Annotated in this window: 13 protein-coding genes; all 13 read left to right on the forward strand. The window is 42.6% G+C overall.

Annotated features, from left to right (window positions below; translation table 11 throughout):
• Nucleotides 1-356: 356 nt before the first annotated feature.
• The 13 genes from D0T57_RS09215 (at nt 357) to D0T57_RS09275 (ending at nt 23,061) form a co-directional block, all read left to right on the forward strand.
• Complete coding sequence (locus D0T57_RS09215) at nt 357-3,581, forward strand: SusC/RagA family TonB-linked outer membrane protein (RefSeq protein WP_368666912.1); 3,225 nt, start codon at nt 357-359, stop codon at nt 3,579-3,581.
• A gap of 11 nt (nt 3,582-3,592) precedes the next feature.
• Entirely contained in the window at nt 3,593-5,353 is a 1,761-nt protein-coding gene (locus D0T57_RS09220) for a RagB/SusD family nutrient uptake outer membrane protein (RefSeq protein WP_163273138.1), read from the forward strand.
• Nucleotides 5,354-5,383: 30 nt separating this feature from the next.
• Nucleotides 5,384-6,952: an Ig-like domain-containing protein gene (locus D0T57_RS09225; protein WP_163273140.1), complete on the forward strand. Its 1,569-nt coding sequence runs from the start codon at nt 5,384-5,386 to the stop codon at nt 6,950-6,952.
• A 36-nt stretch (nt 6,953-6,988) separates the two neighbouring features.
• Nucleotides 6,989-8,380, forward strand: coding sequence for an alginate lyase family protein (locus tag D0T57_RS09230; RefSeq protein WP_163273142.1), 1,392 nt, complete (start codon nt 6,989-6,991; stop codon nt 8,378-8,380).
• A 76-nt stretch (nt 8,381-8,456) separates the two neighbouring features.
• A complete protein-coding gene (locus D0T57_RS09235) occupies nt 8,457-10,070 on the forward strand; it encodes a hypothetical protein (RefSeq protein ID WP_163273144.1) in 1,614 nt (537 codons plus the stop codon).
• Nucleotides 10,071-10,138: 68 nt separating this feature from the next.
• Nucleotides 10,139-12,127, forward strand: a complete 1,989-nt coding sequence (locus D0T57_RS09240) for a glycoside hydrolase family 97 protein (RefSeq protein WP_163273146.1) — start codon at nt 10,139-10,141, stop codon at nt 12,125-12,127.
• A gap of 37 nt (nt 12,128-12,164) precedes the next feature.
• Entirely contained in the window at nt 12,165-13,592 is a 1,428-nt protein-coding gene (locus tag D0T57_RS09245; protein ID WP_163273148.1) for a glycosyl hydrolase family 28 protein, read from the forward strand.
• A 13-nt stretch (nt 13,593-13,605) separates the two neighbouring features.
• A complete protein-coding gene (locus D0T57_RS09250; protein ID WP_163273150.1) occupies nt 13,606-15,531 on the forward strand; it encodes a glycoside hydrolase family 127 protein in 1,926 nt (641 codons plus the stop codon).
• A gap of 2 nt (nt 15,532-15,533) precedes the next feature.
• On the forward strand, nt 15,534-18,272 hold the full coding sequence (locus tag D0T57_RS09255; protein ID WP_163273152.1) for a hypothetical protein: 2,739 nt from the start codon (nt 15,534-15,536) through the stop codon (nt 18,270-18,272).
• On the forward strand, nt 18,269-19,933 hold the full coding sequence (locus D0T57_RS09260) for a glycoside hydrolase 43 family protein (protein WP_163273155.1): 1,665 nt from the start codon (nt 18,269-18,271) through the stop codon (nt 19,931-19,933). Before D0T57_RS09255 ends, D0T57_RS09260 begins: the two co-directional genes overlap by 4 nt.
• Before the next feature lie 35 nt (nt 19,934-19,968).
• Nucleotides 19,969-21,195, forward strand: a complete 1,227-nt coding sequence (locus tag D0T57_RS09265) for a glycoside hydrolase family 88 protein (RefSeq protein ID WP_163273209.1) — start codon at nt 19,969-19,971, stop codon at nt 21,193-21,195.
• A gap of 226 nt (nt 21,196-21,421) precedes the next feature.
• Nucleotides 21,422-21,979 carry a sigma-70 family RNA polymerase sigma factor gene (locus D0T57_RS09270; RefSeq protein WP_163273157.1) on the forward strand — a complete coding sequence of 186 codons (558 nt, stop codon included), beginning with the start codon at nt 21,422-21,424 and terminating at the stop codon, nt 21,977-21,979.
• A 71-nt stretch (nt 21,980-22,050) separates the two neighbouring features.
• Nucleotides 22,051-23,061 carry a FecR family protein gene (locus D0T57_RS09275; protein WP_163273159.1) on the forward strand — a complete coding sequence of 337 codons (1,011 nt, stop codon included), beginning with the start codon at nt 22,051-22,053 and terminating at the stop codon, nt 23,059-23,061.
• The last annotated feature ends 8 nt before the right edge of the window (nt 23,062-23,069 follow it).

Below are 23,069 nucleotides of genomic sequence, written 5' to 3' on the forward strand. Positions count from 1 at the left end.
CCACCCTTCCCGAACCACTTGTTTTTAAACGCATTACATTAGTCCGTAAATATTTTTGCACTCTATAATTTTAATCCAGAATATTTTTCACGGACTCATTAGGCTTTTTCAGAAAGCAATTATTAAATCCGTACGATTAATTTTGTTTTGTTAACCAATCAACATCAAACTATCAAAAAAAATAAAATGAATGACTCATAAACCCTATTACCATGCACAAGACAACGAACAAATCTGTAGGCATATTATTATGCTGATATGGCACATCCACTCTATCTAATACGATATTACTATCCTCGAACCGGGCATAGTTTAATAAAAAAGGAATCTTTAATCTAAGCAAAGAATGTATGAATATGAAATTTAAATCAAAATTCTTAAAACGCAAGGTATTACTTGCTTTTGCAATTTTGCTCGGAGGAACGTTATGTTCGTCCCTATATGCAGAATCGTCTACCAACGACTTACTTGTAACTAACCAAACAAACCGGACTATAAAAGGAAAAGTTACCGATGCCGCCGGAGAACCCTTAATCGGGGTTTCGGTAGTTGTGGAAGGGACTACAAACGGGACAATGACAGATGTCGATGGTTTTTATTCCATCAATGTATCTGAAAAAGCAACCCGCCTGCGCTTCTCCTATGTAGGCTACACAGAACAGGTAATACAGATAAGCAAATCTGTAATAGACGTTGTACTACGCGAAAACGAAGAAATGCTCAGCGAAGTAGTCGTTGTAGGCTATGGTGTACAGAAAAAAGAAACGCTATCCGGCGCCATTGCAGTTGTCGACTCCAAAGCATTTGAAGAAAAAGGAGGGCTTTCGAGCCCGTTGCAGGCATTGCAGGGACAAGTGGCCGGAGTAATGGTTACCCGTTCATCCTCTGCTCCCGGCGACGAAGGCTGGAGCATGAGCCTGCGCGGCGCATCTTCCAAAAATTCGACCGAACCATTGGTTGTTATAGATGGGGTAGCATCTGGTAGCGTAAACGATTTGCGCAACCTCAACTCAAACGATATCGAAACTATCAGTTTCCTTAAAGACGGTTCGGCTGCCATCTATGGTTCGCGGGCTGCCGGCGGTGTTGTCCTCATCACAACAAAGAAAGGTGCTAAAGGAAAGACCAAAATAGAATATAGCGGTTCGGCCACACTGAAAACCGTCGGGCTGATGCCTTCGGCTATGAGTATCGACCAATGGTCGGACGGTGTGATGACTGCATTGAGGAATGATGATAAGACCTCCGATGTTTGGTACACCTTTGCCGAGCTGGCAAAAAAATATAAAGGTTCTTATATAGACCTGGCTACAAGCAACAACCCTTTCGGCACAGCGGCATTTACCGATGTTAGCGACTTTGTATTTGATAACGATGCCAACTGGCTCGATTCTCTATTTGGCGACACATGGTCTACAGAGCAAAACCTGAGCGTATCGGGAGGTTCAGACCGTTCGTCGTTCCGCGTATCGTTCAGCTACCTATACGATGGCTCTACCCTGCAATATGGGAACAACAAGAACCAACGCTACAATTTCAGGGTTAACAACACTTACAAGCTTAGCGATAAGGTAACTTTAGAATCTTCTATTTCCTACAATCGCCAACAGCAGGTTACACCTACCAGCATTGGCTCGGTGCTGACTACCAGTATGCCTATGCCCGGCCTGCCTTTCCGCTCGCAAAATGGCAAGGCTTATGCCTGGGGTACATGGGGATCGCCGGTTGCCAAACTCGAAGAAGGCGGCGACAACAAGCTTTCTGTATCGGCCATCAACATCAACGAATCGTTGAAATACAATATAACAGATTGGTTGAATGCTACGGGCGAAGTTGGTTATAATACAAACTCTGCCAACCGCAGCGTCGTAGAAAATTCGATAACATATTACAACTACGCCGGCAACAAGAAAGTGCTGGTAACCCCTACACAGGCAAGCTCTTCTTACCTCCAAACAGATGCGCGCACCGACTTTTATTCATTCTCAGGTTACCTGAATGCACACCGCACATTTGCCAAAAAGCATAATTTCAGCCTCACGGCAGGTGCTCAATACGAATTTAAAGAATATGTATATTATGGTACTACAGTAAAGGGTATTCAGGATGGGCTGGAAATAATAAACGGTTCGGGCGAAGTCAAATCAGAAACCAACGTCGGTAAAGATAATAAAACCAGGTGGCAGACTTCAATCCTTTCTTATTTCGGGCGTTTCAATTATGATTACGATCAACGGTACTTATTTGAACTAAACGGACGTTACGATGGAGTTTCCAAATTCCAACCGGAAAATCGCTGGGACTTCTTCTGGGGCACATCACTGGGATGGAGAATACAACAAGAAGCATTCTTGAAAGATGTAAGCTGGCTACACGATCTCAAACTCCGCTTATCTTATGCCGAGGTAGGTAATCAAAGCGGAGTGGGCAATTATGATGGTGTTATATTCTACGATTTAATGACAAATTCGGGCGCATATTTAGGTTCCAACAATGCGTCTTATTTCAAAACTGATGGCAATCTGGCTACAAAAGATCGCAAATGGGAACGCGTAAAGAATTACAATATCGCATTAGACTTCGGATTTCTAGGAGGTAGCTTGAGTGGTACTGTCGACCTCTTTATGAAGCGCAACAACAATATGCTGATAGATGTCTCTTATCCTGCAATATTAGGAGATAAAGCACCTACAGCCAACAAAGGTAAGTTTAAGACATGGGGGGTAGACGGAAATCTGTCTTACCGTGGCAAGATCGGTGACTTCAATTACCATGCTGGAGGAACACTGACTTTCGTCCGCGATAAATTAGTTGACAATGGCGGTACTACTGTTATCAGATCCGGTTTTATAAACCAAATGCAGGGATACCCGTTGAAGTCTGTTTTCGGACTTCGTTATGCCGGCAAGATACAAAACGAAGAACAATTGGCGGCATACCATGCTAAGTATTATAACAACAATGGCATAAATATGCCAAGCAACCTGCGCGTAGGCGACAATATGTATTGCGACGAAAACGGGGATGGAGTTCTCGACGAAAAAGACTTTATACATTTAGGCAGCGATACTCCCGAAATCTCTTACTCTTTCAACTTCGGCGCCAGCTATAAGGGCATCGATATTAATGTAATATTTCAAGGAGCTGCTAACCGTTTCGTATATCGCGGCATCGATAACTGGACTGTTCCGTTCCGTGCCAACTATACCAATACCATTACGTCTTCCATTGGCAATACATGGAACGAAAACAACCGCGACGCGTATTATGCACCTTATACCAACGATGGCAATATAAACAACTATAACTATCAGGCATCGACTCTCACTGCACAGGATGGCCGCTATCTCCGCCTCAAAAACATAACTGTGGGTTATACATTCCCTCGCAGCCTGCTAATGAAAACGAAGTCCATTGAAGGTGCCCGTATTTACGTAACAGGTGCAGATCTCTGGGAAACAACCAAAATAAAAGACGGATGGGACCCTGAAGCTGTAACAGACTCAGGATCGGCAGGAAAAGGTGTGAAACGCTATCCGTTTACCCGTAATTTCACATTTGGTCTTAACTTAACTTTCTAATCATAAATAGCATGAAAAAAATATATTATATAAAAATAGCTTGCTTGTCCCTCGTAACCTGGGCTTTGACATCCTGCATGGATCTTGACCCAAAGTCACAATTGGGTGATAACCTGCTTTGGAATAAAGCTGAGAACTTTCAATTGTTTGCCAATCAGTTTTACAGCTGGACACGCGATTTTCAAATGAGTGTAGACTATGGATCCGGCTTAAGTGATGGCGTACATAGCGATTACCGCTCCGACCTGATAGCTACTTCGTCGGTGAACACCTATAGCCAGGGTACGAACACAATTCCGGCTACAGATAAGAACTATGAGGAACTTTACAGGCGTATATATTATACAAACCTGTTGCTCGACAGGGCCGAATCATTTGGCGACAAGGGTGCAATAGCAATCCCTATTGCCGAAGCCAGGTTTTTCCGCGCCTATCTGCACTTCGAACTGGTTCAGATATGGGGAGACGTCGCACTATCAACCAAGGTATTGGATACCGACGCACCGGAATTATACGCCCCACGCAATAGCCGGAGTGAAGTAATAGACCACATTATAAAGGATTTGCAGGAAGCATCTTATGTTCTCCCCGAAACAGCTACAGAAGAAGGTAGGCTGACCAAATATGCCGCACTGGCTATGTTGTCGCGCGTAGCATTATACGAAGGTACATGGCAAAAATTCCACACCGGGGGTAGCACTACAATGACCAACACTACACGTAGTACAGAATTGCTGACTATAGCCAAAAATGCAGCCAATGATGTAATAAAAGATAATAAGTACAAGCTGTTTTATAACGAAATACTGGGCGACGAAAGCTATCGCTATATGTTCATTCTCGAAGATGCCCAGTGTAACCCTGCCGGGCTGACAAAGAAAGACAACACAGAGTATATTCTGGCACACCGTCACCGCGAGGGCGATAAATTGGCAATCAACATTACACACGCCATGCAAGGCAATGTAGTTTATATCACCCGCAAACTGGCTAATACGTATCTCTGTGCCGATGGGCTGCCTATAGGCAAATCTCGTTTTACCATAGGATATACAGGAGCAACCGACGAGTTCCAAAACCGCGATATGCGTATGAGCAATACAATGTTGCAAAACGGGCAAAAATACTGGAACAACGATGGTAAATGGCGCACAAAATGGAACGACGAAGATAAGGGATTAGACAATGAGGGTAAGTCTAGATATCTGACAGCCAACGTCCGCTCCAACAGTGGTTACCAAAACAACAAATGGGCTGTAGAACGTCAGGTAGCCGACTATTACGAGTCGATAGACTTCCCCGTTATCCGCTATGCAGAAGTGTTGCTGAATTATGCCGAAGCCGTTTACGAATTGAACCATTCTATTTCGAATACCGACCTCGATTATTCTCTCAATCTTGTTCGCCAGCGTGTAAATAAAAATATGCCGAAATTAAGCACCGATTTAGTTTCCGCCAACGGCCTGTCGATGCGCGACGAAATCCGCAGGGAACGTACAGTCGAACTATTCCTCGAAGGTTTCCGTATCGACGACCTCAAGCGTTGGGCTACTGCTGCTACCGAAATGCCGCAAGAACAACTTGGCGTTAAATTTACCGGCACATGGTTCGAAGCAAACTGGGCTGCACAAAGCCGCCAACTGAACAACGATGGCTGCATTATTCTATATAATGACAGAGTATGGGAAAGTAAGCACTATCTTTATCCGTTACCGTCCGACCAACGACAATTGAATCCACAATTGGGACAAAATCCGGGATGGGGAAACTAAACATGTTTAATCTTTAAGTATAAGATATTTATGAAATATATATTGAAATATAGTTTAGGTTGCTTGCTTTTGGCAACAATCTTAATAGCAATGGTTTCTTGTAGCGACGACGATGCGTCTTCAAATCTCACCTCTGCTATTTATCCGAAATCCGTAGTGATAAATATTCCGGCAGAATTGGAGCAGTATGTCTATACCGACGAAGGACTGGGCATCAAGGTATTGCCTATGGTAAAAGGAGAAAGCGTGGCATTGAGCTATACCATTTCTCCGGAAGACGTCACTTTCAAAGATGTAAACTGGACTTCGAGCGATGCCAACGTAGCTTCGGTCGATAAGAATAACAACCTGACAGCCTTTAGTGGCGATGGTGCAGGCTATGCAATTATACAAGTTGCCCCCGATCCTCTTTTTGCCGGCAGCGATATTTATGGCACATTGAAAGTGGTTGTTTCCAACACCTTAGTGAAGGCTCAATCTATTACTGTCAGCTCTACCGAAGACGATGTATTTGCAGGAGAGGCATTACAGCTCACGGCGTCGATTTTGCCCGAAAATGCCACATACAAGACCGTAAAATGGACAAGCTCCGACGAAGCTGTAGCCACAGTAGACAACAATGGATTGGTTACCGGAAAAGAAACCGGAGCTGCCGCTACCCCTGTTACTATAACAGCTACTTCTCTGGATGGCGCTCAGGTTTCAGGCTCTAAAACCATTACGATCAAGCAGATCATAGAGCCTCAAAGTGTTACTATAGACCAGACATATTCGGTTATCAACAATTACCTCTGTGCTATTAACGAAAAAGGGCTGAGCCTCGACTTCACTACAGTACCGGCAGATGCTACCCAATCGTTGGTAAAATGGGAGTCGAGCGATGAAGCTATTGCTACTGTATCGGGTGGTGTAGTTACCTATAATCAGGATGGTGTATTCGGCGATGTTACGATTACTGCTACTTGTCCGGGAGGCAACAGTGCATCTATCAAGTTGAACCTGGCAGCAGGACTGGTACGCGAACTATTCCACAACCAGAACAACTACACATGGTACAACGCATCTCAATCGGGCAACGGAACATCTTCTTCGCATGTATGGAGCTATGGCAAAGTAACAGTGAAGACTTATAAGCAAAATGCAACGAACCAGCGTGCCGACTTCAAATGCTGGAGTCCTAAGACATGGCTGCACGCAGGCAATTATCCGATTATTGCAGTTCGTATGCAAGATGCTATGGATTTATATGCCGAAGTTACTTACCGTGCCATTACATTGGATGGGTCAGGGACTTGTGGAGGAGCATCATTCAGTGGTGGATTGAATGGAAACAATAATAAATGGCTTCACGATTATAAATGTAGCGATGGTACGCATGTATTTATTTATGATATGACTGCGCAAGGTTGGGCTAATGGAGGTAAGCTACCTACAAATGAGGTCGCAACTTTCCCTACACTTCAATTTAAGTACGCTGATATCCGCACATTGACCGAGCAGATCACATATGACGTACATTGGGTGCAAACTTTCAAAACCATCGACGAAGTAAAAGCCTATATTACATCCGAAGGATTAACCTACGATATCATTAAATAATTACAAAGAGTTGTTTAATCGAAAAAGAAAAAAATTATGAATAAATTCTCTATTATAATAACAGGTGTGGTACTGCTTTTTGCAGTACTCACATCCTGTCAGGAAAATGAACATGGCACAGTTGACCTGACAATGCCCGGTGACGTGGAAAAACCGGTAGAAGCACAGTATACCTACAATCACCCGAGTGCGATGTTCAACCAGGCCGATTTCGACCGCGTAAAAGCGATGTTAGACGATGGTACTGCTCCACAGGCAGTAAAAGATGAGTTCCAGAATTTGAAGAATAGCACATTTGCTGCACCTGGATACGTACATACTCCGCAAACGAAAATAGTCCGTGGCGATGCTACAGGTACAGGTTTTCCCGGCGAGAATTACGGTTATGCGATGCGCGATGCCGCTGCGGCATACCAAAAGGCTCTTTTGTGGAAACTCTCAGGTGATGCCCAATACGCCGAAGGCTCTATAAAAATAATGAACGACTGGGCGGCAACATGTACCGAAATTGCTTCAAACGACGCCAACCATATGCTTGCTGCAGGTTGCCAGGGCTATACATTTGCCAATGCTGCCGAAATAATGCAAACTTATGATGGATGGAACGCCAACGACCTTGCTACTGTCAAGTCGTGGCTTGTACGCGTCTTTGCTTCTAAAAACAAAGACTTCCTGACCAACCATCAAGGTACAAACAACTGCGCCCTGCACTATTGGTCGAACTGGGATTTGGTGAATATGTGTTCATATCTGGCCATCGGCATCCTTACCGAAAATGATGATATGGTAAACTATATCGTGAATTATTTTCACAATGGCGTAGGCAATGGCTGCATCAAGAATATGATACAAGGTACATTTGCCGACCCACTGAATACAGGCGTATTTATCAGCCAGAATCAGGAAAGCGGTCGCGACCAGGGCCATGCTTCCATGTCGGTAGCTGTAGCTGCCAATCTCTGCCAGATGGCTTATACGCTTTACCAAAACAATCAGTCGGTATCGAAACTCGATTTCTTTGCTGCCAACGACAATGCCATAATGAAAATGGGCGAATATACAGCTCTATTCAACTTAAGGAATGGAAATGACAATGCAAATGCAACAGGTTCGTGGCTAATTACTGCAACCAAAATGCCATTTAATGAATATAAGTACTGTATAGGATGCAGTTGCAGGGATCAGAATCACGGAGCAACACATACATCTGTTGCCGACGATGCCGGGCGTGGCAGTGTCCGTCCGGGATGGGAGATATTATATAACCACTATGCCAAAGTAAAAGGACTGAGCAGTGGCTTCCATTATTCCAAGCAAATATCGGACAAAATACGTCCGGAAGGTGGATCTGGCGACAACCGCTATGGCCCCAACAGTGGCGCATTTGACCAACTGGGATGGGGTACCCTGATGATGTATCGTCCATAAGGCAATCTTCTATAATTAGCATGGCAAGGGGCGAGCCTTTATAGGGAAGCCCCTTGCTTATCAAACATAAAAAGCCATGAAAATAAAAATACTTTCATTCCTCATACTACTTCTTATATTCAACAACCTATGGGCTGCCGAATGGCAATGGTCTGTAGAGATAAAGAATGCCATATCGGGCGAAACGAATAGTAATCCACGCGCCTTTTTATGGATACCTTCCAATTGCAAACAAGTAAGGGCAGTTATAGTCGGACAACATAATATGTGCGAAGAAACCATATTCGAACATCCTGTTTTCAGAAAAACAATGGCTGACATGGGGTTTGCTATTATCTGGATAACTCCTATCATCAACCAGTCCTGGGATGTATCGTCTGGTTGTCAAACGCAATTCGACACCATGCTGGCAGATCTGGCGGAAGTAAGTGGTTATTCTGAACTTAAAAACATACCAATTGTTCCTTTAGGCCATTCAGCTCTGGCCACATTTCCATGGAACTTTGCTGCATGGAATCCAGAACGGACATTAGCAGTTATTTCATATCATGGAGATGCTCCACGTACAAATCTGACCGGCTATGGAGGTAGTAACCTGGAATGGGGAAGAACCCGTAATATTGATGGCATACCCGGACTGATGATAGAGGGTGAATATGAATGGTGGGAAGCCCGGGTAAACCCTGCCTTAGCCTTTAGGATGATGTATCCCGAAAGTTGCATTTCGTTTCTTTGTGATGCCGGACGCGGCCATTTTGATGTATCGGATGAAGTTGTAAGTTATATTTCCTTGTTTTTGAAGAAAGCAGCGCAATATAGGTTACCGGACAATCAATCACCAGATAAGCAACCGGATTTAGCGAAGATTAATAATCAAAAAGGCTGGCTGGCACAACGCTGGCATCCGAATCAGGAAAGAAGAGCCGATACCGCTCCATATGCGGAGTATAAAGGCAATCGTCATGACGCATTCTGGTATTTTGACAAAGAAATGGCAGAACTGACCGAAAAATATTATGAAAAGTCAAGAGGAAAGAAAGACCAATATATAGGCTTTGTGCAGAATGGACAGCTATTGAATTTCAACGAAAAATCCCATTCGCGCTACAATGCTAAATTTATACCGGAAGAAGATGGACTGACTTTCCATCTGTCTGCTGTTTTTACCGATTCACTGCATAGGCAACAAACCGCAGGCCACTCCCCGAAAGGAAAAATAAAGATAGACCGGATAAACGGCCCCATAAAAAAAACAAATGATACCACTTTTATGGTGCAGTTTTACCGGATGGGGTTAAACAACCCGAAACGCACCGGCGATATCTGGCTGATTGCGCACCACGATGGCGACAAGATTTACAAAAGCGCAGTGCAGCAGATCAACATACGCATACCATATCCCAACAAGGAAGGGAAAAAACAACATATAACATTTACGCCTCCGGCGGATGTAAAGAAAGGTACTAAATCCATATCATTGGATGCTATTGCAGATAGCGGACTACCCGTCTATTATTATGTAAAAGAAGGGCCGGCAAGAATAGAAGGGAATAAACTCATTTTCACTAAAATGCCGCCACGCGCCAAATTGCCACTGAAAGTTTCCGTTGTAGCATGGCAGTACGGACGGCTTACAGGCGAAAAAACACAAACAGCTGAGGCTGTGGAACGAAGTTTTTATATAAAGTAACAAATAGGCTATATATCTGCAACAAACTAACAGATAACCTAACAGATAATCATTATATTTTTGTTTTCATGAAAAAATTAATATCCATATTATCCTTTTTTCTAATCACCAGTGGAACACTATCGGCACAAGCCGTCATCAATTCCACCCATTCGCATCTAACTTCTCCCGATGGCAAATATTCTTTCGAAGTCTACCAAAAAGAATTTCCGGGAGGGACAAAACAATTATACTACACCCTGGCATATAATGGAAAGACAGTAGTTGAAGAATCGGAGCTAGGAGTATTAATCGAAAACCAACTGTTCGAATCGGCTCTGGGCATCCCAAACGACACGAGCAAAATATGGGGCGAAAATCTAAACCTGACTGATAAAAAGACAAATACTGTAGATGAAACATGGAAGCCTGTATATGGCGAACGCAATACAATAAGAAATCATTATAACGAATTGACCCTAAAATTTCTCAAAGGAGAAGATAATCCCGGCGGGCATGAAGGTGGATATGACAGAAGACGTTATTATATGATGGATTTCGTTGTGCGCGCCTATAACGAAGGGGTAGCTTTCCGTTATCACTTTCCTGAGGCCACAAACGGCTTGTTCCTTCACATCACAGGCGAACAAACACAGTTTACCCTACCCGAAGGTACAATGGCATATTACGAACGTTGGGCACAAGGGGCATATTCCTTAAAACCATTGAAAGATTGGGGAGATGAATGCGAACGCCCTTTGACAATGAAGTTACAAAACGGACTTACAGTAGCCCTTGCAGAAGCAGAGATGGTCGATTATGCCCGGATGAAATTCCGCCTGAACGATAAGAACGCAAATACATTGCAGGCTTCATTGTATAGTTCAGTAGATGCGATTACCCCATATAATACTCCGTGGCGAGTGATTATGGCAGCCGAAAAGGCTACCGAACTGATAGTAAATAATGACATAATACTAAACCTCAACCCTGAAAATAAGATAAAAGACACCTCATGGATCAAACCCGGAAAGGTAATCCGTGTATCTAAACTGACACAGGAAGACGCTAAGAAATGTGTCGATTTTGCCGCCGAACGCGGACTGCAATACATCCATATAGATGCCAGTTGGTACGGCCCAGAGATGAGCATGAGCTCGGACGCTACTACCGTAGCCGAAAACAGAGACTTCGACATACCTGCACTAACAACCTATGCAGCATCGAAAGGCATCGGGCTGATGGTATATGTAAATCAACGCGCACTTGTACAACAACTTGACGAGATTCTTCCTCTTTACAAGAAATGGGGAATAAAAGGTATAAAGTTCGGCTTTGTACAGATAGGCAACCAGCACTGGAGCACATGGCTGCACGATGCGATAAAGAAATGTGCCGAATATGAAATGCTGGTAGATATACACGATGAATACCGCCCTACAGGATTCAGCCGTACTTATCCCAACCTGATGACACAGGAAGGTATCCGTGGCAACGAAGAATTTCCTGATGCAACACACAATACGATATTACCGTTCACACGTTTCCTTGCAGGGGCGGGAGATTATACGATCTGTTACTACAACAACAGGATAAAAACGACCCACGCCCACCAACTGGCTATGGCGGCAGTTTATTACAGTCCGCTACAGTTTATGTACTGGTACGATCAGCCATCGGCATACAAAGGCGAACCCGAAATAGAATTTTTCGATAAAGTAAAAACTGTTTGGGACGATACAAAGGTTATAGACGGAGATATAGGGGAGTATGTGACGATTGCCCGTCGCAGCAACAAAGATTGGTTTTTAGGCACATTAGGCAATAACGACGCCCGCAATATCGCTACACCCCTCTCCTTTCTCCATGCCGGACAAAAATATATTGCCAGCATCTATACCGACGACGATAAGGCAGAAACGAAAACGAAGGTTAGGGTTACACGTCTGATTGTAGACAGTACATCTGTTCTTTCATTCAGTTTAAAACCTAGCGGGGGATGTGCCATTTACCTTACTCCGGCTACAAAAGAGGATTTGAAAAAATATAAGCCATATAAGAAAAACCAATTGCTTTAAGCATCCGCTTTTTCCATAACAACGATGATTTAAGAATATGAAAAGAAAACTATTAACCCTGTTATTACTCGTTGCATTAATCATTCCTTTGCAAACTTATGCAAAAGATAAGCTCGTTACAGCACCCGCCCCCAAAGGGGCTATGCTAAACGATGATTTTACCATAAAGGTAAGGCAACCGGGGCTACAGTGGCATGAAATCCCTTCATATTTGATTAAAGTACAAGCAGTAAAAGAACTGAAACGTACCGTAGAAAATGCGTCTGCCGCCTATTTCGATTTCGAAGGAGAGGTTGAAATATCTGTTACTTATAATAAAGGGGCTATAAATTCGGCTAAAGTTCGCCCTCTGTCTTATGGAATAGCCCACCGGATAGAAGGCAACACCATAACTTTCAGGTTAGATCGGCCGCGTAACCTGTCGATAGAAGTGAACGGCGATATTTACCACAACCTGCATCTTTTTGCCAATCCGATAGACAAATACATCCCCGATCTCAAAGATCCCGACCTTATTTATTTTGCCCCGGGAATACACGAAATAGCGAACGAGGAACTCAAAATCCCATCCGGAAAAACTGTATATCTGGCAGGGGGAGCTATTTTAAAATTTCGCTTAGCTGTTGATAGCGTCGAAAATGTAAAAATATTAGGAAGAGGAATGATATGTCATACTATAAAAGGAGGAGTTAAAATATCTAACTCTAAAAACATTCTGGTGGAAGGAATAATCCTGACGCAATGTTCGGCAGGCGGATCGGATGGTGTGACAATCCGCAACGTGAAAAGCATTAGCTATTATAGTTGGGGAGACGGCATGAATGTATTTGCCAGCAACAATGTGTTGCACGATGGCGTTTTCTGCCGCAATTCGGACGATTGCACAACAGTGTATGGAACAAGAAAAGGCTACGAAGGCGGATGTAAAAACATCACGATGCAAAACTCTGTACTTTGGGCAGATGTAGCCCATCCTATTTTTATCGGCATACATGGCAATGCTGGCAATCCTGAAATTCTGGAAAACCTGAATTATATAAATATAGATATTCTGGATCATAGGGAAACACAGATAGATTATCAGGGATGCATGGCAATCAACGCAGGCGACAACAACCTGATCCGCAAAGTGCGTTTCGAGAATATCCGTGTTGAGAATTTCAGAGAAGGACAGTTGGTCAATGTGCGTATTTTCTACAATCCGAAGTATTGTAAAGCTCCGGGAAGAGGCATTGAGGATGTCTTGTTCAAAGGCATAACATATACAGGCGATAATGCTGAAATATCTATAATTGCAGGATATGATGAAAATCGCAAAGTGAAGAATATCCGTTTCGAAAACCTGAATATCAACGGACAGCTTATCTATGATGATATGCCCGGCAAACCCGGTTTTTACAAGACAGCCGACCTTGCACGTTTCTTTGTCGGCGAACATGTAGAGAATGTAACTTTTAGCAAATAAGACTATAAACAATATGAAATATATATACATCATAATATTATTCCTTTTTTTCCAACTTGCCATAAAAGGCCAGTCGGTTTACCCCGGTCAGCACGAAGGCAAGATAAAACAGCCGTTGACAGGCCATATAAAAGCTTACAGTTTCGACCTGAAAGATGTGCGTCTTTTAAATTCCCCTTTCCGCCAGAATATGGAACGTGAGTCCAAGTGGATTTTATCTCTCGGTGCAGACAGGCTTCTGCATAGCTTCCGCAATACGGCCGGGGAGTATGCCGGTCGTGAAGGCGGCTATATGACCATAAAAAAATTGGGTGGCTGGGAGTCTCTCGATTGTGAACTACGCGGACATAGTACTGGCCATATCATGTCGGGATTAGCATATTTATATGCTTCTACAGGCGATGAAAAGTATAAAGTTAAAGCAGATAGCATCGTTGGTGGATTAGCTGAGGTACAAGAAACCCTTGCTCGAAATGGATATATCAGTGCTTATCCTGAAAATCTCATAAACCGCAATATTGCAGGCAAAAGTGTCTGGGCTCCGTGGTACACCCTACATAAAGTATATGCCGGGCTCATCGACCAATATCTTTATTGCGATAGCAAACAGGCTTTAGATATTATGGAAAAAGCCGCTTCATGGGCATACCAGAAATTAATGCCATTAAGCGAAGAACAACGCGCACTTATGCTACGCAACGAATTTGGCGGTGTAAACGAAGCTTTTTATAATCTATATGCGATAACAGGAAACCCGGAGCATAAGAAACTGGCTGAGTTCTTTTATCATTCGGCAGTTATCGACCCACTGGCTGAACATAAAGCAGATCTCTATTTCAAACATGCCAATACTTTTATACCTAAAGTGATAGGTGAAGCCCGTAATTACGAACTGCATAATAGTGACCGTTCTAAAGATATAGCCAGCTTCTTCTGGAATACAGTAATAGACCATCAGACTTATTGTACAGGAGGTAATAGCCATAAAGAAAAATTTATTCATTCCGACAGTATTTCGAAAAACCTGACAGGTTACACACAGGAAACCTGTAACACCAATAATATGCTAAAGCTTACCCGTCACTTGTTTTGCTGGGATACAAACCCAAAACATGCCGATTATTACGAGAGGGCGTTGTATAACCACATTCTCGGGCAACAGGACCCACAATCGGGAATGGTTGCATATTTCTTGCCGATGCTACCGGGTGCTCATAAAGTGTACAGCACCCCCGAAAATTCATTTTGGTGTTGTGTGGGCACAGGCTTCGAAAATCATGCGAAATATGGGGAGGCTATTTATTATCACGATAATGACGGATTGTATGTAAACCTGTTTATCCCATCCGTACTGACATGGAAAGAAAAAGGAGTGAAAATGAAGCAGGAGACAGCTTTTCCTGAAGATGGAAATGTAAAACTGACAATCAATACGGATAAGGACATTAAAATGCCTGTCTACCTCCGTTATCCAAAATGGACCAATAATGTAGAAGTGAAAGTGAATGGCAAAAAGGTTAAGGTAAAACAAATTCCGTCAAGCTATATTACAATAGAAAGAATCTGGAAGAACGGGGACAAGATAGAAGTAAATTACCCGATGAACCTGTATCTGGCAGAAACAAATGATAATCCAGATATGGCTGCCGTAATGTATGGCCCGCTTGTCCTGGCAGGAGCAATGGGGACAGAAGGGATGATAGCTCCCGCCCCTTTCTCGAACCCCAACGTTCGAAACGATTATTATACATATGATTATAAAGTGCCGGGCAATTTTAAAACAACCTTGAATGTCAATAAAAATAATATTACTCAGAGCATAAAACCAATCCCGGGAGAAGGACTTGCCTTTATTACAGAAGATAATATCCGTTTAGAACCGATTCATAAAATACACCATCAACGCTATGTTGTTTATTGGAATGTGAAAAATAAATAACCATGAAAAAATTACCCGCCATACTACTATTAATCCTTGCCTGTAACCTGATTTACGGGCAGCAAATACCATTGCCCGAAAACCTGCCGCAAGGCCATCCACGCCTGCTGACTACTCAGGAAAATAAGACTGTATTACAAAAACAGATTAAGGAAGAAGCATGGGCAAAAGAAGTGATGCAGGGTATATTAGGCAGGATAAACCCGTATGTAGAAAAAACACAGACAGAGCCCGACTGGCTTTATTCCCGGCTGATGATGTACTGGAAAAGCCATGCTACACAGGTATATATCAACGGAGGAGTCTATTCCCACGCTGACGGCGAAGCGCCCGTGCCTACCGTACGTTTCGGCAGTACACGTGGAGTTTCATCATCTTTTAAGCGTCCGAAGATAGAAGATATTATCCCTTATATGGACGATACCAAAGGTGTATATTTCCATAACTCATCCAAAGAAGGCAACCCCCTTGAATGGACAGAACAAGCCAATGTGTCCGGTTCCAGCATCGAAAGTGTCAACGAAGAGATAATGCGAATAGGCAAAGACGCAGCATTTGTTTATTGGATAACAGGTGATGAGAAATATGCCAAGTTTGCTTTCGACCTGTTCGACACCTATATAACAGGGATGTTTTACCGCACCGAGCCGATAGACTTAGGTAACGGCCATGCCAATACATTGGCCGGACTTTCCACTTTCGAGGTGATACAGGAAAGGATATTGAACGAACTAGCTTACCTCTACGACTTTACCTATCCTTATGTAAAAGCGAAACATAGCGATAAGATGGATATGTATGCCGCTACATTAAAAAAATGGATAGACTTGAGTATAAAGAACGGTGTACCGCATAATAACTGGAATCTGCATAAATCCAAATTTATCCTTAAAGTAGCAATGGTTCTGGAGGACAATAAAAACTATGCAGACAATAAAGGACGGGAATATTATATCGACTATATACTGAATAAAACATCCGCCCGCCAATGGTCATTAACCGACTTTATGAAATACGGGTACGACTACAATACGGGCATCTGGAACGAATGCCCAGGGTATGCCCAGGGAGTAACAAAAGACCTGACCAATTTTATCCGTGACTATGACAATACTTTCAATCAAAATTTATTGGCATATACCCCTGTAATGGAAAAAGCAGTGGAAGTACTGCCTCAATACTTATTCCCCAACAATCAGATCACAGCATTCGGAGATACCTATTATGGAGGTATAAACACGGAAGCTATGAGCGATATGGTACGAATGGCTCAGAAGTATGGCAACAAGAATAATGAAGTGTTATTTACTAAAATGTACAAGTTGTTCGAGCCAAATGCCGGACAGCAAAGCACGACACCTAAAAAATTAGCCCCACAGGTAGCCTCATTCTTTACAAGCAAGCCACTAGCATTAGATAAGAATATCGAAAAAGGCAAATTAAGCGATTATATTACCCAGACCTTCTATGCACCGAATGTAAGCTGGTTTGTTCAGCGTAATAAATACGATGACAAGCAAAACGGGTTGATGATATCGCAATATGCATCGTATGGCAATCATGCGCACAGCAATGGCGTAGCAATGGAACTATATGGCAAAGGATATATACTGGGGGCAGAATCGGGTATCGGCTCTTCTTACTTCGAAAAGCCGTATTTGGAATATTATTCGCAGTTCCCTGCTCACAATACGGTAATGGTGGACGGTATATCCAAATATCCCGAAATGCTAAGTAACCATCCGTTTGACTTGCTCTCATACTATCCCGAATCAAATCAAAAAGACGGTTACTATAAAGATATAACCTATTCGGAAGTCTATTTCCTCGAACCCGAAAGCCGCAGCGACCAGAACCGTTTATTGAGTATTGTCAGTACAGGAGAAACAACAGGATATTACGTGGATATTTTCCGTTCGAAAAAGCAACGAAAAGGCGATAAGTTCCATGATTATTTTTATCATAATCTGGGGCAGGAGCTTTTTATCCAAAACACGAAAGGCGAAAACCTCGACCTGCAACCAAACGAAGAAATGGCCTTTGCAGGAGGGCATCTCTTTGCCCTGGATTATATGTGGGATAAGCAATCGGCAAAGACCAATGAAGACTATCAGGCCGTATGGAAAATGAGCTTTCCTGACAATAACCATATCTACATGAATCTGTGGATGAAAGGGCAGGAAGGGCGAGAAGTATTTTCTATAAAAGCACCTTCATGTAAGGCTTTCCGCTACAACAATGATTTCCCTTATGAAGTGAATAAATCGCCTTACCTTACTATTGCTGCCCGTCAGCATGGCGAAGCTTGGAACAAACCGTTTGTATCGGTATTTGAACCGACAACGGAGAAGGGAGGAAAGTCAATCGAATCAATACAATCATTTGAGGTGGCTAACGCATCTCCTGACTTTGTCGGACTGGTAGTAAAAAGTAAATCAAGCAGGATCGATTATATTTTCTCTTCGGTAAAGGATGAAAGGGTGCTTTATAACAACATGGCTGCAAATGGTACTTATGCGGTGATAAGTGAGAATGGAAAGGATTTTACGCTGTTCTTAGGCAATGGAACATATATCCAAGCCAAAGGTATTGCTATAGAAACTAGTGAAAAAGCGAATGTAATCTTCGAATATAAGAACGGAGAATATTACATCTCTTGTGATAAGCCTGTAATTATAAGAACAGCAAAAGGGAAAGAAATCAAAAAAAATAAAACTACGTATCAGAAGATAAAGCTATGAAGAAACTAATTATCATAACAGGACTGTTAATATGCACCTTGCTGAATGCCCAATACAAATCTCAGGTTTGGGTATCCGACCAAGGTAACGGTACATATAAGAATCCCGTTTTATATGCCGATTACTCCGATCCCGATGTAATACGAGTAGGCGATGATTACTATATGACCGCATCCAGCTTCAACTGTGTACCGGGATTACCTATCCTTCACTCAAAAGATTTAGTTAACTGGAGAATTGTCAACTATGCCCTTACAAACATATACATGGAAGGCATAGAGCCAGCTAATTTCTTCGATAAGGCACAGCATGGCAAAGGAGTATGGGCTCCTTGTATTCGTTACCACAAAGGCGAATATGTGATTTATTGGGGTGATCCCGATTTTGGTATCTACGTAGTGAAGACAAAAGATATTTTAGGTAAGTGGGATAAACCAATCCTTGTATTGCCGGGTAAAGGGAGGATAGACCCAAGCCCTTTGTTTGATGATAACGGCAAAGTCTATCTCACCCACGCATGGGCAGGCAGCCGTGCCAGTTTGAACAGTATAATGACACTTTGCGAATTGAATGAAGACGGAACAAAGGCCATCAGTGAAGAAAGCCTTATTTACGACGGACTACTGCATGGCAACCATACAACAGAAGGTGGTAAATTCTATAAGAAAGACGGTTATTATTACCTGCTTGCTCCCGCCGGAGGAGTTGCAATGGGTTGGCAGATAGCCCTCCGTTCGAAAAACATATACGGCCCTTACGAAATGAAGAAAGTCCTTCATCAAGGCAATACGAATATCAATGGGCCTCATCAAGGCGGATTGGTAGAAACCCAGACAGGCGAATGGTGGTTTATGCACTTTCAGGATAAAGGGGTATATGGCCGCATTATTCATCTGCAACCTGTGACATGGAAAGACGGTTGGCCTGTAATGGGTATAAATGATAAAGATTATTGCGGCGAGCCCGTACTAACATATAAGAAACCAAACGTAGGAAAAACCTATCCGATAGAAACACCGCAGGAAAGCGATGAGTTTAATTCTCCGAAACTAGGCCTGCAATGGTCATGGCACGCCAATCCGAAACAGACTTGGGGTTATGCATCAAGTCTCGGTTATTACCGGATGTACGGACAATATTACCCTGAAAATTTCACAAACTTCTGGGACATACCAAACCTGCTGATGCAAAAACTCGCGGCTCCCGAATTTACAGCTACAATGAAAGCAACCGCTGTACTACGGAATGAAGGGGATAAAGCGGGACTGATTATGATGGGATGGGATTATTCATACATCGCACTGGTAAAAACCAAAGACGGCTATGAGCTTGAACAAATAGAATGCAAGGATGCCGAACAGGAAACACCGGAAACAGAAATAGCCAGAGTTCCCCTGAAAAACCTGAAAACCGAAATAAAATACAATTACCAGACCGAGATTGAAAATACAGAATTCTATTTCCGCATACAAGTTAAAGACGGAGGAGTATGCACATTCTCTTATAGTACCGACGGAAAGAAATATCAAAAGATTGGCGAACAGTTTATAGCAAGGCAAGGGAAGTGGATCGGAGCAAAAACAGGTATGTTTATCTTAAACAAAACAGAAAAGACACTGCGCTCGTGGATTGACATAGATTGGTTCAGGATTGAAAAATGAGAAAGAAAATAAATAGAAGAACATATCATATGAATATTAAAAATGTTATTTGGGGTTTAGCTTTTATCATAATTTTTTCGGCGTGCAACCGGAAACAGACAGAAGCTTTTGAGGTGGATAAGCACTTGGCTTATTGTGACAAACAAGTACATAGGACTTTGACCGAGCTGGGCAATCGCAAGATGATGCCGCGCAATATCCCAGACAGCCTTACCCATTGGAAACTAGTACCAATAGGAATAGGCGAATGGACCGCAGGGTTCTGGCCGGGGATACTCTGGTACAACTACGAGAGTACGGAAAACATGAACAATGCCGATGCCGCTACATTCTATACCGACCTGCTGGAACCGTTGACCGTATTGCCGCCATACGACCACGACCTCGGATTCCAGATATTTTGCAGCTATGGAAACGCCTATCGCCTGACCGGGAACGAAAAATACAAGCAGATCGTCCTCAATGCTGCCGATACGCTGGCTCTGTTATTCAACCCCAAAGTGGGTACAATACTGTCGTGGCCGCGCGAAGTAGAACCTAACAACTGGCCGCACAATACCATCATGGACAATATGATAAATCTGGAAATGTTGTATTGGGCTGCCAAAAACGGTGGCGACAAGAAGCTTTATGATATTGCTACAAAACATGCTGAAACCACGATGAAACACCATTTCCGTGAAGATGGGGGCAATTACCATGTAGCTGTTTACGACACCATTACAGGCGACTTCATTAAAGGCGTTACTCATCAGGGATATGCAGACAGCACACTTTGGGCAAGGGGGCAGGCTTGGGCGATATATGGCTATACGATGGTTTACCGCGAAACACAGGACAAAACATTCCTGCGCTTCGCAGAAAAAGTAACTGACCTGTATCTCAGCCGCCTGCCAAAAGATGAGTATGTACCTTTCTGGGACTTCGACGCGCCGAATATACCAAACGAACCTCGCGATGCTTCGGCGGCAGCAATTGTGGCATCTGCCTTGCTCGAACTATCTCAGTTGGAAGACAACAAAGAAAAAGCAAAAGAATATAAAACCGCTGCAATAAATATGCTGGTAGAATTATCGTCCGACAAATACCAAGGAGGAGATTGCAAGCCTTCATTCCTTTTGCATTCTACCGGGCATTGGCCAAAAGGATCGGAAGTGGACGCTGCCATTAATTATGCCGATTATTATTATATCGAGGCACTGGTGAGGTATAAGAAATTGATTAGCGGAATAAAGGTGACGGAAAACTTCAAGGACGCATAACATCAGATAACAGTTACTTAAAAACTAATAATTCTTTCAAAGGGATACCTACAGGTGCCAGACCGGAGGTATCCCTCTACTTTTCACACTATTAAGTCTGTTACCAAATACACATATAGCTTCCCTTTATTCTGTTAATGTACTCTTTTATAATACCTACTTAAAACAAAAGTCATTTTTTTTGTATATTTAGCATTAAATTTGCTAAATAGTATCCAATCAAACTATGCGGAGAAATGACGACAGCTTTCTGGTTACCAAGCTAAAAGAAGACAATAAGCTTGCTTTCGAAGTACTATACGAAAAATATAGTGCGAAGCTGTACAACTCCATATCACTGATTTCGTACGACCAAAACCTTGCAAAAGATATAACCCAGAGCAGTTTCCTGACGATATGGGAAAAAAGAAACCTGCTCGACCCCGAAAAAAGTATTTCGGCATACCTGTTTACCATTGCCCGCAACCTATTATACAAAGAAACCGAACGCCTGGTATTGAAGCATAAATTTGTAGAAACAACCTTAACCCATTCCGATATTTTCGAAGACAACATTGTCGAAGATGTAAATAACACCTATCTCGAAGACTACATAAACCGGCTGATAGAAGAATTGGCCGAAACACCCAGAAAGATTTTCCTGATGAAAAAAGACGATAACCTCTCGACCAAGGAAATAGCCGACGAACTAGGCATTACCGAACGTTCGGTAGAGGCTCATTTCTACAGGACACTGAAAATCCTTAAGGAGAAACTCAAAGATTATATGATGCTTTTATTCTAGCAAACAGTTAACGAAAGTTAATTATCGGTTTTTTTTGAGTATTCACCTTCCTCAAAAGATATTAAATATAGATGAGCAAAAAATATTACATAGAATTACTCGACCGTTTCTTCCAGGGATTAGCCACCGAAGAAGAAAATGACGTCTTAAGAGACTGGATCAGACAGCCCGAAGCGAAAGATATTTTCAACGAATATTATCGTAAATGCTGGCATCTGGCTTCGGATACTATGGATCGCACTATCCAAAATGATATATTCGCCAATATTATCGACGAAATCGGTAATATAAACACCAACAATAAAGAGAAAAGGAACAACCGGAAAATAGCATACACTACAATGCTGCGCTACGCGGCGATCGCTGCCTGCATAACCATCGTAGTAGGAATAGGAGCATACTTTTTCGGACAAAAAAATATGCTTTCGGCAGATGCTCCTATCACTATGGCTGTACAAAACGGGCAAAAGGCAGACATCACCCTTTCCGACGGAACCCATGTATATATCAATTCCGACTCGAAAATAACATACGACAACTCTTACAATAAGACAAACCGCACACTCGTACTCGAAGGCGAAGCATACTTTGAGGTGGCAAAAGACAAAAACAATCCGTTTATAGTAAAAGCAAACGGAATAGAGGTAGAAGCCATCGGAACCAGTTTCAACGTAAAAGCCCACAAAAACGAAAAATCGGTAGCTGTAGTACTGATAGAGGGTAAAGTGAAAGTAGGATATGATAATAAAGAAGAATACCTGAATCCAAACGACAGGCTGGAATATAACCTGCTGACCAAATCGGCTCAAAAGACCGAATTGCACCCGAATACCGACCAACTGCTATGGAGAAGCAAGGAACTGGTATTCTATGGCGAATCGCTCGAAGAAATATGTAAGACCCTGACCCGTATGTACAACTGGAATTTCATTTTCAAATCCGAATCTATCAAACACTATACTTATTCGGGTATGATAAAGAACAACAGCCTCGACAATGTTATGGAATTTATCAGCCAGACCACACCTATAAAATACGAAGTTATACCATCGGAAAATACTATTATAATTTACAAAAAATAAAAGACCTA

Source organism: Dysgonomonas sp. 511 (assembly GCF_010501105.1).
GTDB lineage: Bacteria > Bacteroidota > Bacteroidia > Bacteroidales > Dysgonomonadaceae > Dysgonomonas.

What these genes read in the sequence shown, in the direction of transcription:
- D0T57_RS09235 (WP_163273144.1), top strand. Translation starts at nt 8,457, where the DNA reads ATGAAAATAAAAATACTTTCATTCCTCATACTACTTCTTATATTCAAC.
- D0T57_RS09245 (WP_163273148.1), top strand. Translation starts at nt 12,165, where the DNA reads ATGAAAAGAAAACTATTAACCCTGTTATTACTCGTTGCATTAATCATT.
- D0T57_RS09230 (WP_163273142.1), top strand. Translation starts at nt 6,989, where the DNA reads ATGAATAAATTCTCTATTATAATAACAGGTGTGGTACTGCTTTTTGCA.
- D0T57_RS09275 (WP_163273159.1), top strand. Translation starts at nt 22,051, where the DNA reads ATGAGCAAAAAATATTACATAGAATTACTCGACCGTTTCTTCCAGGGA.
- D0T57_RS09240 (WP_163273146.1), top strand. Translation starts at nt 10,139, where the DNA reads ATGAAAAAATTAATATCCATATTATCCTTTTTTCTAATCACCAGTGGA.
- D0T57_RS09250 (WP_163273150.1), top strand. Translation starts at nt 13,606, where the DNA reads ATGAAATATATATACATCATAATATTATTCCTTTTTTTCCAACTTGCC.
- D0T57_RS09270 (WP_163273157.1), top strand. Translation starts at nt 21,422, where the DNA reads ATGCGGAGAAATGACGACAGCTTTCTGGTTACCAAGCTAAAAGAAGAC.
- D0T57_RS09220 (WP_163273138.1), top strand. Translation starts at nt 3,593, where the DNA reads ATGAAAAAAATATATTATATAAAAATAGCTTGCTTGTCCCTCGTAACC.
- D0T57_RS09225 (WP_163273140.1), top strand. Translation starts at nt 5,384, where the DNA reads ATGAAATATATATTGAAATATAGTTTAGGTTGCTTGCTTTTGGCAACA.
- D0T57_RS09260 (WP_163273155.1), top strand. Translation starts at nt 18,269, where the DNA reads ATGAAGAAACTAATTATCATAACAGGACTGTTAATATGCACCTTGCTG.
- D0T57_RS09255 (WP_163273152.1), top strand. Translation starts at nt 15,534, where the DNA reads ATGAAAAAATTACCCGCCATACTACTATTAATCCTTGCCTGTAACCTG.
- D0T57_RS09215 (WP_368666912.1), top strand. Translation starts at nt 357, where the DNA reads ATGAAATTTAAATCAAAATTCTTAAAACGCAAGGTATTACTTGCTTTT.